Source organism: Acidobacteriota bacterium, assembly GCA_016196065.1.
Classification (GTDB): Bacteria; Acidobacteriota; Terriglobia; order Terriglobales; family Acidobacteriaceae; genus Acidiflorens.
In genome coordinates this window covers 352,374-366,340 of the sequence record JACPYL010000012.1, presented here as the reverse complement: position 1 = coordinate 366,340, position 13,967 = coordinate 352,374, and the positions used below count along the sequence as shown (strand labels likewise).

Genomic DNA, 13,967 nt, shown 5'->3' with positions numbered 1-13,967 from the left:
GTTGGAGAGTCTCTCTTGATCAGTTCAGATCCTGAGGTTGCTGTTCGTATCTAGATTTTGAGAATTGCCGCGGCCAACGAGCTCCATGCCTCTGTCAGCGCCAGTTTTGTAGACGCGATGAAGAGGATGACCCAGCAGGCATATCCTGCGGCGAACCAGCGATCGACGCCGCGCATCATGACGCTGCGAATGAGCAAGAGCACCGCACCGAGGCAGAAGACGGGGCCGAAAAGTCCGACCCAGCCCGTGGCGCCGAAAACCGGGTGCAGAAATGACATGCGGGCGGTGGCGCCGGCCAACAGGCACAGGCTGGCCAGGAGCATGGAAGCCCGGTGGATCCTCGGCTTCTTGCGGACGAAAATTGCAATCGTCACGAAGGCGGCATACAGGGCGATCTCGGTGAGCATCACCAGCAGGAACCGGGAATATTGCATGCCGAAGAAGTGGAAGTCTGGTGGGGTAATCTGCACTGAGCGGATGGCAACCCACGGACCGGTGACGGCGATCGCCAGGCCAATCGCGACTGCGCTCCAGCCCAGCTTGAAATGAAGCGCACGACTGCGCACGCTCATCAACAGGGACTGGACAAAGAACAGTACGTACCACGACGCAATGGCGAGGCCGTGGATAAGATCGAGGCGGAAAATGCCGGGGTCGATCACCCGGCCGCCATCGCCCATGCCGCGAGTGACAAACGCACGGAAGCCTACCAGCATGAGTACGAGAAAGGTAGCGCCGGCAGCGCTGTAGAACCAACGATCAGTTTTCAATTTGCACCTGCCGTGGCGTTAAATGTGCCGATGGACGACAGGGGCGAGGGTACCATACAGCGCGACTACGGGCTGACTAGATAACCCTGTCGGCTCCAAGGCCTCGTGTAACTTGGCCCTTCTATGGCGAGTGACCTGACCAAACCGCAACCCGCTAAGGCAGAACTCCTCTGCCATCTCCCTGACCGACCGAATGGGTTCTTTGGTAAGCGTCCAGTTTGACGACAAAATCAGCCCACAGCCGCTTCTCATCCACGGACGTAATCCAAGTGATCGTCTTGCCCGTCTGCAAATGCTCAAACTCCTCGTCGTCGCGTAGTGTGGGCCGAGGATAGATTTCCTGACTGGTCATCCCCAGGCTATACGCCATCGTAATGATGTCCCAGATGAACCAGGGCTTCGAGAAATCGTCTTTCCGCATCGGCTTGACGTGCCGGTAGTACCAAGCCAGATATTCATCCCACAGCCACTGGCCGACGGGCCCTTCTTTGCCGATCAAATCTCGAGCCTGATCAAGCGTCAGGCCAAGGTGTGCGCGACAAACATCGCCGGACCCAACCACCACCGGCACGTCCGACCGCAGAATCACCTGCCATGCGCTGACGTCATTCGACACGTTGAATTCTTCGCCACCCTTCGGCCAACTGTTGAACCCCATCGCCACTACCACAATGCGATCGACAATCGAGGGGTCTTTCAAGATGGCGGAAGCCACGTCCGTAGCCGCGCCGATGGTGAACACGGTGAGCCGACGCTCTTTCGAAAAGCTCTTCGACGCCTGCACCATGAAGTCCACGCCGGCATTCAGACGAGGCGTCTTCGCATCAACCAGCGGCAGGCTCGCCCCCTCAAACAGCGGCGGATGGCTCGTCATCTTCAGCCGGTTCTCGACCTCATCCAAAAGCGCCAGGTAAGTCGTATGCGCCGCGGGAGGAGAAACCGTCGGAGCCTGCGCCGAGACAATGCCCAGCACATCAAACTCCGGATTCACCAGCAGGTAAGCAATCGCCCACTGGTCATCGACTTCGTTGCCAACATCCGTGGAGAGAATCGCAGAAACCTTGGCCTCGCCCGGCAAACTCCCAGCCCACAACCCAACCGCCAACGCCGCGCAAATCTGCCACGTCCATCTTCGAGTAGTTCTGTTAGCGGACAAAAGCGCCTCCAACATCCAGACAGATTGTACGTGCGATTGGCGGGTTGCCCCATTTCTCACGCCCTTTGCGAGAAGTGGGCAGCACCGGCTCCGCCCTCCATACGCCCTAACCAGTTCGCATGCCTCTCTTTGGCGAGAATATAAGCACACCGTCGTACATACACCAGAGCCAGTACAAATGTTCCACGTGGAACATATCTCCGATTTGCTGAACGCCTACCGAGGCATTTGTCGTTTTGAACGTCCCCGCCCTATACTTCCCCGACGCTGCTACCATTTGGCTTTCGAGACCGTCCTCCAATCGATATGAGCCGCTCCGGCACCGAGTCCGATCCGCAACTTCGTCGAGGACTCACCCTCACACACACGATTTCTCTGGTCGTCGGAACTGTGATCGGCACCGGCGTCTTCCTGAAGGCGGCCGTCATGGCGCAAACGGTTGGATCGCCCAGCCTCGTGCTCTGGGCCTGGGTGGTTGCCGGATTGCTCTCCATGGCGGGAGCGCTCACCTACGCCGAGTTGGGCACACTCTTGCCGCGGGCGGGAGGAGAATACGCGTATTTGCTCGAAGCGTATGGCGAGGGTCCTGCTTTTCTTTACGGATGGATGCGATTCGTGATGGGCTCAGCCGGATCGATTGCCAGCCTGGCCGTGGGCTTCGCAACGTTTCTGGTGGCGATCCTCCCGATCAACCGGCTCTGGGCCGAGTACACCTACCACGCGTTCGGCCAGACCTTGGTCTGGCGATTCGGCACACAGCAGGTGCTGGCGCTCAGTGTGATCTTCTTGTTGTCGGCGTTGAATTGCGGCAGCGTCGTGCTGGGCGGACGAGTCCAACTCCTGATGACGGTCCTCAAAGTTACCGGCATTGCGGTGATCGTCGGCGGCATCTTCATTTTTTCGAAGGGAGGAAGTCTCAGTCATCTCGTGCGGCCGGAGGGCGTCCGGTCCTGGAGCGGCCTGGCTCCATTCGGCACGGCGATGCTGGCGGCGCTTTGGGCCTACGAAGGCTGGAATCAGATGCCCATGGTTTCCGGAGAGGTACAGAATCCGACCCGCAATGTTCCGCGCGGCCTCATCATCGGCATGGTGATTGTGGTCGTGATCTACTGCACGGCAAACTTCGCGTACTTCTACGCTCTTCCTTTTTCGAGTGTCCTGACTTCGAACTCCACAACCTATCGCGATGCGCTGCCAATTGCCGCCAAGGCCGCCCAGACTTTTCTGGCCCGCTACGGGGCGACGCTGGTTTCGCTGGTGTTCGTGATCTCGACGCTGGGAGCTCTGAACGGCACCATCCTTTCCTGCGCGAGAGTGCCCTATGCGATGGCGCGCGACCGCCTGTTCTTCGCTCCATTTGGCCGCGTCAGTGGAGCCACACACGTTCCGGTCTTCTCGATTGTCTTGCAGGGAATATGGGCGAGTTTGCTGGCCATCTCCGGAACTTACGATCAACTCACGGACTGCGTGGTGTTTGCGTCGTGGATCTTCTATGCGCTGGTCACCACTTCGGTGTTCACGCTCCGGCGCAAGATGCCGCACGCCGAGAGGGCCTATAAAACTGTGGCCTACCCGTTCATGCCGTTGGTGTTCGTACTGGTAGCCAGTTGGCTGGTGTGGAATACGATTCGTACTCGCCCGCTGGAATCTACCGTCGGCCTGGTCTTAATCGCAGCCGGACTTCCACTCTATTTCTACTTCCGCAAATCGCGCGCCGGGATCGCCCCGTCGGGCGGCCTAAAAGGCTGAAGCACTTTTCTTATTTCGCGCGGCTGCGCTTGCTCTTCTTTTTCTTCGCACGTGCACTGGGTTTCGGAGAGCGAGCCTTTCGTTGCGGAAGGTAGGCAATGCAATCGGTCTCAATCAACATGCCCGGCAACTGACGTAAATCACTCCCCACGGTCGTACGCACTGGATACGGCGGCGCAAAGCGGCGGGCGTAAACGGAGTTGTAACGCGCGAACAGCGCGGTGTCGCTCAGGTGGACGGTCACCTTCACGACATCCTTGAGGGAGGCGCGATCGGCTGCAAGTACAGTTTCCATGTTGCTGATGACCTGCTCGGTCTGTTCTTCAATCGTCTCGCCCGCCAGCTTGCCGGTTTGCGGATCGACCGGACCGGTTCCTGTTACGAAGATGAAATCCCCGGCGCGCCAGCCTTGCGAGTAAGCGCCTTGCGGTGGTTGTCCGCCCTTGGCTTGAATCACGTACTTGGCCATCAGCAATCCTCTCCCATACAAAATTCATTCTTGCGTCTACGTTCGAAGTCCACGTGCCCGGACGGGCCACACCACCTCCACCCGCTCGCCCCGGAAGCCGATGATTTCGTCGCTGAGGTTTGCGCACGTGCAGGCGTGGTAGGGAAAGAAACGAATCTTCTCACCCAGCGTCACCTTCTCCTCGGTACGCGCCATTCCATGCTCCTCGTTCAGGCGCTCGACGAAGATTTTTCGATCCACCGCCCGCGCAATCGCCGCGGGGGCAGTTCGTCCCGAGCCTACGCCGCCGGCGTCACCACTGAACGTCTTCGAGCCGCCGTCTATGGTCAGGCGATCGGCCTGATTGTGACTCGCGACGGTACACAGGACAGACAAACCCAACTGGCTTTCGTCCGCGATGCTGTTGCCTAGCTGCATCAGATCATTGAAGACATAGTTGCCGGCGCGCACTTCCGTGACACCTGCCACTTCCGCGACCCACTTTCCCGTCGGAGTACTGCCCGCAGTGACCTCGTGCACTTCGATTCCGGCGTTGCGAAGCTGCGTGGCAACTTCCACTAGCAATCGCCCTTCAGCGTGTCCGGCATCCCTGGGAGAAGGAGCCCCCGGAAAGCCGCTCGACCGGTAGGTCGTGATTCCTGAAAACTTCAGGCCCGGCAGCGATTCGATTACGCGGGCCAATTTCTCGATCGCAACGGGGTCGTCATTGGGAACACCTCCCCGATGCAATCCGCTGTCGATATCGATCTGCAGGTAGATCGTGACACCGGCCTTGGCGGCCGCCTTTGACAAGCCGCGAGCAGCTTCTTCGCAGTCGCAGTTCACTGTGACTCGCTTTGTATTACGTGCCAACTCGGCGATGCGCTGCCACTTCACCTCGCCGAAGACCGGATACGCAATGCAGATGTCTTCGACGCCTGCAGCCGCAAATGGTTCGGCTTCGCTTACCTTGGCGCAGACGATCCCAACTGCACCAGCGGCAACCTGCATCCGGGCAATCTCAGGAATCTTGTGCGTCTTGATGTGCGGCCGGAACTTGACTCCGTGCCCGTCCATGCTTGCCTGCCACTCGCGGATGTTTCTTTCCAGGCGATCGAGATCGATGAGCGTGGCGGGTGTGTCCAGATCGTAGATGGATAATCCTTGCTTGGAATGCGAAGCCGCCACCGTGGGTTCTCCCCTGTCGAGTTGAAGCACGCCTAGAATATCGCCTTAACTATTTCAGGGGGAATTCTTCTTGTTGCACTGCTCAGACCCTCACTACGGAAGGGGACGACTTCGGACGGATAGCAACGATGGATTCTCCCTGCCTGCCGCGTGCGCGCCGAGGCGGCCAGCCCACCCCGAGTAATCCGATTTACGGCGTCCCCGGAACCCTGATAGCATGTATTTCGTCCAGAAGATAAACGATTTTCTAAGTTGAGGCGGGGCCTCCTACTCTCATGAAAATTTCGCATGTTGTGCGTACTCTGCTACTCATCCTGGGCCTGATCCCGGCTGCGGTCGGACAGACCTCCGTGTTCGTTCCTAAGACTGCATTGCCTCCAGCCGATGCCGCACAGCCGCGGCCGTGGATGGATTCGAGCCTCTCGCCGGATGTCCGCGCCGAGATGGTTCTGAAACAGATGACTTTGGACGAAAAAATTAATCTGCTCCACGGCAACGGGATGGCGCATGCCGACATATGGCAGATGCCGCTCACCCACCTTACGAACGGCGGGGCGGGATACGTGCAAGGTGTCGAGCGTCTCGGTATTCCCGGCCTGGTAATTTCTGACGCGGCTTACGGCGTGCGCAGCAGCGGAGAGAATGGCCGGTACTCGACGGCATTGCCTTCCACGCTTGGCCTCGCTGCCAGCTGGAATCCGGCAGCCGCGCATGAATACGGAGCCTTGATCGGGCGCGAACTGCGCGCACAGGGCTTCAACATGTCTCTCGGCGGCGGCGTGTGTCTGACGCGCGAGCCGCGCAACGGACGCAATTTCGAATACATGGGTGAAGATCCCATCCTGGCTGGAACCATGGTCGGAAATCTTGCCAAGGGCACTCAGTCAGCGCACGTAGTCGGAGACATGAAGCACTATGCGCTCAACGATCAGGAAACCGGGCGCAACATCGTCAACGTGATCATCTCCAAGCGCGCCATGCAGGAAACAGATCTGCTGGCATTCAAAATTGGATTGCAGATCTCGGAAGCGGCCGCGGTGATGTGCTCCTACAACCGCGTGAACGGCGACTATGCCTGCGAGAACCATTACCTGCTCACCGACGTCCTGAAAAAAGACTGGGGCTTCAAAGGCTTCGTGCTTTCCGACTGGAGCGGTACGCACAGCACCGAGAAGGCTTCGGCAGCGGGACTGGATCAGGAACAGCCGATGGGAGATTTCCTCGGCCCCAAGTTGAAAGAGGCAGTCGAAGCGGGACGCGTGCCGATGTCGGAGATCGACGATCATGCGCGACGCGTGCTGCGTTCGGAGTTCGCTTCGGGGATCATCGACGATCCAGTACAGAAGAGTGTCGTCGACGTTGAAGGCGGGCTGGCGATTGCGCAGAACCTGGAAGAACAAAGCATCGTGCTGTTGAAGAATGACGGTGTGCTGCCTTTGAACGCAGCCAAGATGAAGTCCGTCGCAGTGATTGGGCCGCATTCAGATGTGGGGATGATTTCCGGAGGAGGCTCGGCGCAAGTCGATCCCCCGGGAGGCAACGCGATCATGCCTCCGGGCAAAGGCGCCACGCAGTGGCTGGTGCCGACCTGGTTCCCGACTTCTCCGCTGAAAGCGGTGCGGTCGCGGTTGCCGAATGCGAAAGTGGAATTCAACTCCGGACAGGATCCGGCGGCAGCAGCTGCGCTGGCGAAGAACTCTGATGTCGCAATCGTCTTTGTTCACCAGTGGACGTCGGAAGGTATGGACCTTCCCACGCTCTCACTTCCCGACAATCAGGATGCGCTGATCGCGCAAGTCGCGGCGGCGAACAAGCACACCATCGTTGTGCTGGAAACGGGCGGCCCGGTCACGGCACCGTGGTCCGACAAAGTCGCCGGCATCCTGGAAGCGTGGTATGCGGGCAGCCGTGGACACATTGCGGTCGCGAATGTGTTATTCGGCGATGTCAATCCGTCTGGGAAATTGCCAGTGACGTTCCCGAAGAGTGATCGAGACCTGCCGCGTCCGGTGATCGAACCACTTCCTGCCGAGGACCAGGGCCAAGGCAACGGAGTTGATAATGGCCCAGCTCACATGCAGTCCAAGTACTCGGTTCACTACGACGAAGGCTTGAAGGTCGGCTACAAGTGGTACGACGCGGAAAACAAAGCCGTCGAGTTTCCCTTTGGCCATGGACTGTCCTACACGAGCTATCGCTATACGGGACTGAAAGTGAATCCGGGAGCGAAGACCTCGGTAACGTTCACACTCGCCAACACTGGCAAGCGCGACGGGCTTGAAATCGCCCAGGTGTATGCCACGCTCCCAGACGCCGCACAGGAACCACCGAAGCGCCTGGTGGGCTGGGCACGCGTGCAGTTGAAAGCGGGAGAAAGCCGCGAGGTGAAGGTCGACATCGATCCGCAATATCTGCAGGTCTTCGATGAAGCGGCCAACGGCTGGAAGCAAGTTTCGGGACAATACACGTTCGCGGTCGGCGGTTCGTCGAAGGACTTGGGCCTGAAGCAACAAGTTGCGCTGCAATAAATTTCGTCATCAACGGTTGCCGGATGGTGCTCGTTCCTTCGCGAATGGGCACCGTCCGGTGATCCGACCCCCGCGCCAATCACTCTCCTTATTCGTATCGTCGCTTTCCAGTAGTCGAACGGTATAATGCTCGGCCAGCGAAAGATCACTATGCCGCGATGCCACTGGTTTGTGCCATTCACGCTTCTGTGTGCCGTTGCCGGATGCCAGGAGCGCGACATCCCCACCACCGACTCCAGCACCATCGATGAAAAAGGTACAGCGCACGTGACGCGCGTCGTGCCGGTGCCCAGAACGATCAGTCCAGAAGCGCAGAAGTGGCTGAGCCAGCCGAGATCCGACGCTCCTGACAACACGTCTGTCGCCGACAATCGCGCCCACGCGGAAAAGTGGCAGGAAACGCTCGCCAAGGATATGCAGGCGATGTATCCAACCACGCTCACCAGGGAAGCAATTGCGGGCGTGCCTGTCCGCATCATCACGCCGCCCGGTATTCCTGCGGAGAAGCAGGATCGCGTTTTGATCAACGTGCACGGAGGTGGCTTGCAAGGCGGATTGGGGATCAGTCGCCGAGACCGTTCCGATTGCGAGCCTGACGAAAACAAAAGTGGTGGCGGTGTTGTACCGCTTGTCGCCGGACGCCGTATTTCCTGCTGCCGTCGACGACACCGTGGCCGTATACAAGGAACTGCTCAAGACTTATAAGCCGCGGAACATCGCGCTGTATGGCACGTCGGCAGGCGCGGTCCTGACCGGCGAGGTCGCGGCCCGGCTCAAGCAGTTAGGCATACCGCTGCCGGCTGCATTAGGCATTTTTTCGGGCAGCGGAGATTTGAGCCAGTGGGGAGATTCGGCAGCCATCTTCGGGCTCTGGGGGTTGTCGGGGCCACTCAGCGTACCGAACAAGAGGGATCCAAGCGATCCCTATCTCGGTTCGACGAATCCTCGTGATCCGATTCTGTCTCCAATCTATGGCGATCTGAAGGGGATGCCGCCGACTTTTTTTCTCACCAGCGAGCGCGATCTTCTCCTGAGCGAGACGGTCAACTTTCATCGTGCCTTTCTGCACGCCGGCGTGGAGTCGCAACTGGTCGTATTCGACGCGCTCCCCCATGCATTCTGGAATCAGTTCAAGCTTCCGGAGTCGATTGAAGCGGATCACATGATTGCTGATTTTTTCGATAAGCATCTCGGAAAGTAGAAACCAGACCCGGCTAGCCGCGTCTATAGCTAGGAAGTCAAGAATCTAAATGCAGGTGTTAGGTCCTAGGTGTTGGGTCTCAGGACATCGAGCCTTTTACTTCCAAGACCTGGGACCCGTGACCTCAAAGGGGAGAGTATTCTCATGCGAATCGTTCTCGCGCTGATGATCAGCGTGTTCATGGCTGCAACGGGCATTGCACAACAGGATCAGCCGTCGCCAGACAAGGCTGCTGACAAAGCCAAGCCTGCCGCAAAAGAAAAGAAGGATAAGAAAGAGCAAGCATCGCCTTCGACGCCAGCGCCGGACAAAACTGCCGAGAGCGCCAAACCTGCCGAGTCGCCGAAATCAGATGGCGAAGCAATCGACAAGGACGAACACTTCGACGTCAGCGAAATTTCGCCTATCGTCACGCATCACCAGATCACGGTAAACGGAAAAGCACTCAACTACACGGCGACCACCGGGCGTCTGCCCATCAAGCGCGGCGACGGCAAGGTCGAAGCCGAAATGTTTTTCGTCGCCTACACGGTCGATGGCCAGGACGCGGGCAAGCGCCCTTTGACGTTCGCGTTCAATGGCGGACCGGGCTCGGCGTCGATCTGGCTGCACATGGGCGCTCTTGGCCCGAAGCGGGTCGTGCTCGAATCCAATGGATTCATGCCGGCCGCACCGTATCGCATGGAAGATAATCCTGCCACCTTGCTCGACCGGAGCGATCTCGTGATGATCGACGCGATGGCTACCGGCTATTCGCGAGCTGCGACCGCCGAACTCACGAAGAAATTTCTCGGTGTACGCGGCGATGTGCAGGCCTTCGGAGAATTTATCCGGCTCTACCTCTCGCGCTACGACCGCTGGAATTCCCCACTGTTTCTGCTCGGCGAAAGCTACGGAACCACGCGCGCCGCGGGCATTGCGGGCTATCTCGCCGATCGCGGGGTCTCCTTCAACGGCGTAACCCTGCTTTCGCTGGCGGTCGATTTTCAGACGCTCGAATGGAACAAATCCAACGACCTGCCTTACGTATTGTTGCTGCCTACGTTCAGCACGATCGCCGGCTACCATCACAAGCTTGCCGCCGATCTCACCCAGGACATGACGAAGACACGGCAGGAAGTTGTCCACTGGGCGATGAACGATTATCTGGTCGCGCTTGGCAAGAGCGACGCGATGTCAGCAGAAGAACGCAAGAAAGTCGTGGACCAACTGGCACGCTACACCGGACTGCGTCCTGAAATAGTCGAAAATAATAATCTGCGCATCGATGTTCCCACGTTCATGAAAGAATTGCTGATCGACCAGAAACTGATCGTGGGACGCCTCGATGGACGATTCACGAGTGGCGATCCGGAAGAGCGCGGTTACTACGATCCTTCCGGGTCGGCCGTGATGCCGCCTTACACCTCGGTATTCAATCACTATGTCCGCAGCGAACTGGGCTACAAGACTGACATGCCGTATCGCGTGTTCCCGACCGATGAAACCGCGTTCCAGCGGTGGGAATGGGGCAGCGCGTCGGAAGGATTCCCCAGCACCGCTGGTGGATTGCGCTCGGCGATGATCAAGAATCCGTACATGAAGATCCTTGTCATGGAAGGCCACTACGATCTGGCTACTCCATTCGCAGCCGCCGACTGGACCATGGACCACCTCAACCTGGGCGCCAAGTATCGCCAGAGCGTGTCCTACGCAACGTATGAAGCCGGACACATGGTCTACATCGATCGCGCGGAACATACGAAGATGAAGAAAGACCTGGTCGACTTTATGGAGAAGTGTCTGGCGAAATAGGTGGGGATTGGAACAGGTGTCTGGTGTCAGGTCTTAGGACTCTGGTTTCTGGTTTCTGGTTTCTGGTTTCTGGCCGATTTTATAGAGTCTGTCATCCCGAGCGAAGCGAGGGATCTGCATTGTGGTGGCGAACTGCAGATCCCTCGCTCCGCTCGGGATGACAGTTTTACAAAGAGGGTGACGCGACTCTAGAACGTCGCGACTTACCTCGCAACTTTACAAGAGGGTGACGCAACACCCTTATCGGTCGCGGACAGAGTATTGATCAGTTCCGTGACCTGCCCAGTACCTGTGACCTCTTTATGCGCGCTGCGGTTATTTTCGGGCTGGGCACATCCTCGGCGAATCTGCGATCGTTTCGTGATGATTCTTCTACGGAATGGATCGAGGGCGTTCCTGCATCTTCGAACAACGCGGATGCCATCCTCATTTTTGGTGGAGACGGCACGATTCATCGACACCTCCCCGCTCTGGTGCGACTGCAACTTCCGGTGCTGGTAGTCCCAGCGGGAAGTGGAAATGATTTCGCTCGTGCACTCCATCTGAACAGCGTGCGTGACGCGCTGCGAGCGTGGCGTAATTTCGAGTCGGGAGCGGGGAACGTCCGCTCGATTGATCTTGGAACGATTACCGAAAGGGGCAACCGAGAGGCGAAACACTATTTTTGCTGCGTCGCCGGATGCGGGATTGATACCGCCGTCGCCCGCAAGGCGAACCGCATGCCGCGCTGGCTACGCCGCCATGGCGGCTACGTTCTCGGACTCGTCCCCACGATATTTCAGTTTTCGCCGATCCACCTTCGCATCACTGCGAACGGCGGCATCCCCGCGGAGACTCCGAGACCTTTGCTGCTGGCCGCTTTCGCCAATGCACCCTACTTCGGAGACGGAATGCACGTCGCTCCCCGCGCGCTGATGGACGACGGCAAGCTCGACCTCTGCATGGTGAATCCCCTGAATCGATTGAAACTGCTCAGCCTGTTTCCGTCGGTGTATTTCGGGCGGCATCTGGAACTGGAAGAAGTCGAATACTCGCAGTCCGAACGTGTCTTCGTCGATTCACCGGCGCCGGTAGAAATTTACGCGGACGGCGAATATGTATGCGAGACGCCAGTGGAGATTAGGGTCGAGCGCGGAGCTCTGCGCGTGATCGCCGAAACTTGAGATGAATTCGGCGGGGAAAATGGAGATCACATCCGAGTGGCACATGCATCACTGACACCCGTTTCTGCCATCGGCTAGACTGCGACGTATGCATACCGACTGGACGATTCCCTACCAGGCCGCGATGCGCGAGCAGGAAGGACCGGAACTGGAAAGCCTGGTCGAGACCGCTCGCCGTGTAATCCACAGCAGGGTTTTGGAATTAGGATCGGATGCCGCTGATGTCCGGGAGCAACACGCACTCGACGAAGCCCTCCGTCAGCTCACCCTCCACAGATACAGGGTCACCTTGCCGGTTTAAAACAGCCGTGGCCGCAACGTTCCGGGCGCGGCTGTCAGATATTTCTGCTTCCAAAAACTTCAAATTCTTGAGAGGCACCATGACGAACCGATCCTTCTTATTTGTTCTAATTATGTGTTTTTGCTTCGAGGCTCTGTGGGCAGGCGTGGACAGCCAAAAGACGATGTACGTCGGAGGTACGCTCAGCTCCATCAAAGAGCAAACCGAAGGAGTTTCATCCACCAGCGACGAAAAAGTCTTCTTGTTTGACTCCGGCAACAACAAACTACAGATTCCCTATGATCGAATCGAGAGCCTGGAGTATGGGCAGAAAGTTGGCAGACGTGGCGGAGTTGTCAGCCGATGGGTTATCACGAAGAAACGCAAGCATTACCTGACGATCGGTTACAAAGACGAAAACGGAAAGCAACAATCCGCGGTTCTGGAGCTCGGTAAGGACATTCTTCGCGTTACGCTTGCCGCCCTGGAAGCGCGCAGCGGACGGAAGATTGAGTACCAGGACGAAGAAGCGCGGAAGAGTGGCAGCGCAAACTAGGCGGGTGCCCCTCGATAAGAATCGTATGGCTAAAGTCGTGATGATCATCGCCCCAGAGCGCTTTCGGGACGAAGAACTGTTCATTACCAAAGAGGAACTGGAAGGTGCCGGCCATAAAACCGTAATTGCAAGCAGCAGGAAGGGGAAATGCCCTGGTTCCCGGGGTGGCTTCGCCACTGCGACACTCTCCCTGGATGCAGTGCGCGCGGCAGACTTCGACGCTGTTGTATTTGTCGGCGGAGGCGGATCGAAGATCTACTTCGCAAACCCCGATGCGCTTCGTATCGCAAGAGAATTCCAGACACAAGGTAAAGTCCTTGCCGCCATTTGCCTCGCTCCCGTAATCCTGGCAAATGCCGGCGTCCTCAACGGCAAGAAGGCCACGGTTGCCGGAACGGAAGCCAAGACCATCGAGAACCAGGGAGCGGAATACACCGGGCCGGGAGTCACGGTTGATGGCAACATTGTCACCGGAAATGCTCCCAAGAGTTCGCGGATGTTCGGGCAGAAAATCAATGAACTTCTGAAGACATCCAAATAGAGAGGCCTACCGGGGGCGACATCAGAGGGATCGTCCCGTCTGTCCCCGTATTGCTCACACATTGCAAAGTACGCGATGTGTGGGGCACCCGGCACTCATTGACCACGTCTTCTGAATAAAAGAATAAACGCGCCAAAGACTGACGCAACAAGGACAAATGGTGCCAACCTGTTTAGGTATTGACCTCGTCCATCGCCCCAAACCATGGCCGCGATGAACAACAACCAGAATCCCAATACTATTGTCACGCCAATTTTTTGAATGAGTGGAAGTTGCTGCCAACGTCCATCGTAAATTTCGCGCAGAGGGTCCTTTGCGTCAACATTTAGAGGATTCGGTGGAGGGTCACTGGGCGGGACGAACGTCCGACCGTGCTTTTCATCGGTCATCGGCTTGCCGTCGGTCAACTAGACTTTACCAAGCCGGATTGTTGACGTAAACAGGTAGATCCCTAACGCGAATAGATATATCGATAATCATGATCTTGACGCATTCCGATGGCGCAACCCACACATTGCAAAGTACGCGATGTGTGGGGCCCGGTTAGGTTGTTTGATAACGCCAGAGCAACACAATCAGTGATGCTCCGGCCT

Annotated in this window: 13 protein-coding genes; 9 read left to right on the top strand and 4 right to left on the bottom strand. The window is 57.7% G+C overall.

What is annotated here, in order from left to right:
* Nucleotides 1-50: 50 nt before the first annotated feature.
* Both HY010_13760 and HY010_13755 read right to left on the bottom strand, forming a co-directional pair.
* The gene (locus tag HY010_13760) at nucleotides 51-770 is read right to left on the bottom strand and encodes a hypothetical protein (GenBank protein ID MBI3476793.1); all 720 of its coding nucleotides are present in this window, start codon (nucleotides 768-770) and stop codon (nucleotides 51-53) included.
* 154 nt (nucleotides 771-924) lie between these two features.
* Nucleotides 925-1,926 carry a nucleoside hydrolase gene (locus HY010_13755; protein ID MBI3476792.1) on the bottom strand — a complete coding sequence of 334 codons (1,002 nt, stop codon included), beginning with the start codon at nucleotides 1,924-1,926 and terminating at the stop codon, nucleotides 925-927.
* Nucleotides 1,927-2,232: 306 nt separating this feature from the next.
* On the opposite strand from HY010_13755, the gene HY010_13750 reads away from it, so the two are divergent.
* Nucleotides 2,233-3,675: an amino acid permease gene (locus HY010_13750; protein ID MBI3476791.1), complete on the top strand. Its 1,443-nt coding sequence runs from the start codon at nucleotides 2,233-2,235 to the stop codon at nucleotides 3,673-3,675.
* 10 nt (nucleotides 3,676-3,685) lie between these two features.
* Here HY010_13750 and HY010_13745 read toward each other — a convergent pair whose 3' ends face one another.
* Nucleotides 3,686-4,144 carry a RidA family protein gene (locus HY010_13745; protein MBI3476790.1) on the bottom strand — a complete coding sequence of 153 codons (459 nt, stop codon included), beginning with the start codon at nucleotides 4,142-4,144 and terminating at the stop codon, nucleotides 3,686-3,688.
* 36 nt (nucleotides 4,145-4,180) lie between these two features.
* Nucleotides 4,181-5,311 carry an alanine racemase gene (locus HY010_13740; protein MBI3476789.1) on the bottom strand — a complete coding sequence of 377 codons (1,131 nt, stop codon included), beginning with the start codon at nucleotides 5,309-5,311 and terminating at the stop codon, nucleotides 4,181-4,183.
* A 275-nt stretch (nucleotides 5,312-5,586) separates the two neighbouring features.
* Here HY010_13740 and HY010_13735 point away from each other — a divergent pair, with 275 nt between their 5' ends.
* The 8 genes from HY010_13735 to HY010_13700 all read left to right on the top strand — a co-directional run bounded on the left by HY010_13735 (nucleotide 5,587) and on the right by HY010_13700 (nucleotide 13,374).
* On the top strand, nucleotides 5,587-7,839 hold the full coding sequence (locus tag HY010_13735) for a glycoside hydrolase family 3 C-terminal domain-containing protein (protein ID MBI3476788.1): 2,253 nt from the start codon (nucleotides 5,587-5,589) through the stop codon (nucleotides 7,837-7,839).
* A 126-nt stretch (nucleotides 7,840-7,965) separates the two neighbouring features.
* Nucleotides 7,966-8,544: a hypothetical protein gene (locus tag HY010_13730; protein MBI3476787.1), complete on the top strand. Its 579-nt coding sequence runs from the start codon at nucleotides 7,966-7,968 to the stop codon at nucleotides 8,542-8,544.
* Nucleotides 8,450-9,040, top strand: a complete 591-nt coding sequence (locus HY010_13725) for an alpha/beta hydrolase fold domain-containing protein (protein MBI3476786.1) — start codon at nucleotides 8,450-8,452, stop codon at nucleotides 9,038-9,040. The genes HY010_13730 and HY010_13725 overlap by 95 nt, the downstream gene beginning before the upstream one ends.
* 180 nt (nucleotides 9,041-9,220) lie before the next feature.
* Nucleotides 9,221-10,834 carry a peptidase S10 gene (locus HY010_13720; protein ID MBI3476785.1) on the top strand — a complete coding sequence of 538 codons (1,614 nt, stop codon included), beginning with the start codon at nucleotides 9,221-9,223 and terminating at the stop codon, nucleotides 10,832-10,834.
* A 302-nt stretch (nucleotides 10,835-11,136) separates the two neighbouring features.
* The gene (locus HY010_13715) at nucleotides 11,137-11,997 is read left to right on the top strand and encodes a diacylglycerol kinase family lipid kinase (GenBank protein ID MBI3476784.1); all 861 of its coding nucleotides are present in this window, start codon (nucleotides 11,137-11,139) and stop codon (nucleotides 11,995-11,997) included.
* Nucleotides 11,998-12,085: 88 nt separating this feature from the next.
* On the top strand, nucleotides 12,086-12,298 hold the full coding sequence (locus tag HY010_13710) for a hypothetical protein (GenBank protein ID MBI3476783.1): 213 nt from the start codon (nucleotides 12,086-12,088) through the stop codon (nucleotides 12,296-12,298).
* Between the two features lie 145 nt (nucleotides 12,299-12,443).
* The gene (locus tag HY010_13705) at nucleotides 12,444-12,833 is read left to right on the top strand and encodes a hypothetical protein (GenBank protein ID MBI3476782.1); all 390 of its coding nucleotides are present in this window, start codon (nucleotides 12,444-12,446) and stop codon (nucleotides 12,831-12,833) included.
* Nucleotides 12,834-12,858: 25 nt separating this feature from the next.
* Nucleotides 12,859-13,374 carry a DJ-1/PfpI family protein gene (locus HY010_13700; protein ID MBI3476781.1) on the top strand — a complete coding sequence of 172 codons (516 nt, stop codon included), beginning with the start codon at nucleotides 12,859-12,861 and terminating at the stop codon, nucleotides 13,372-13,374.
* Nucleotides 13,375-13,967 lie beyond the last annotated feature (593 nt).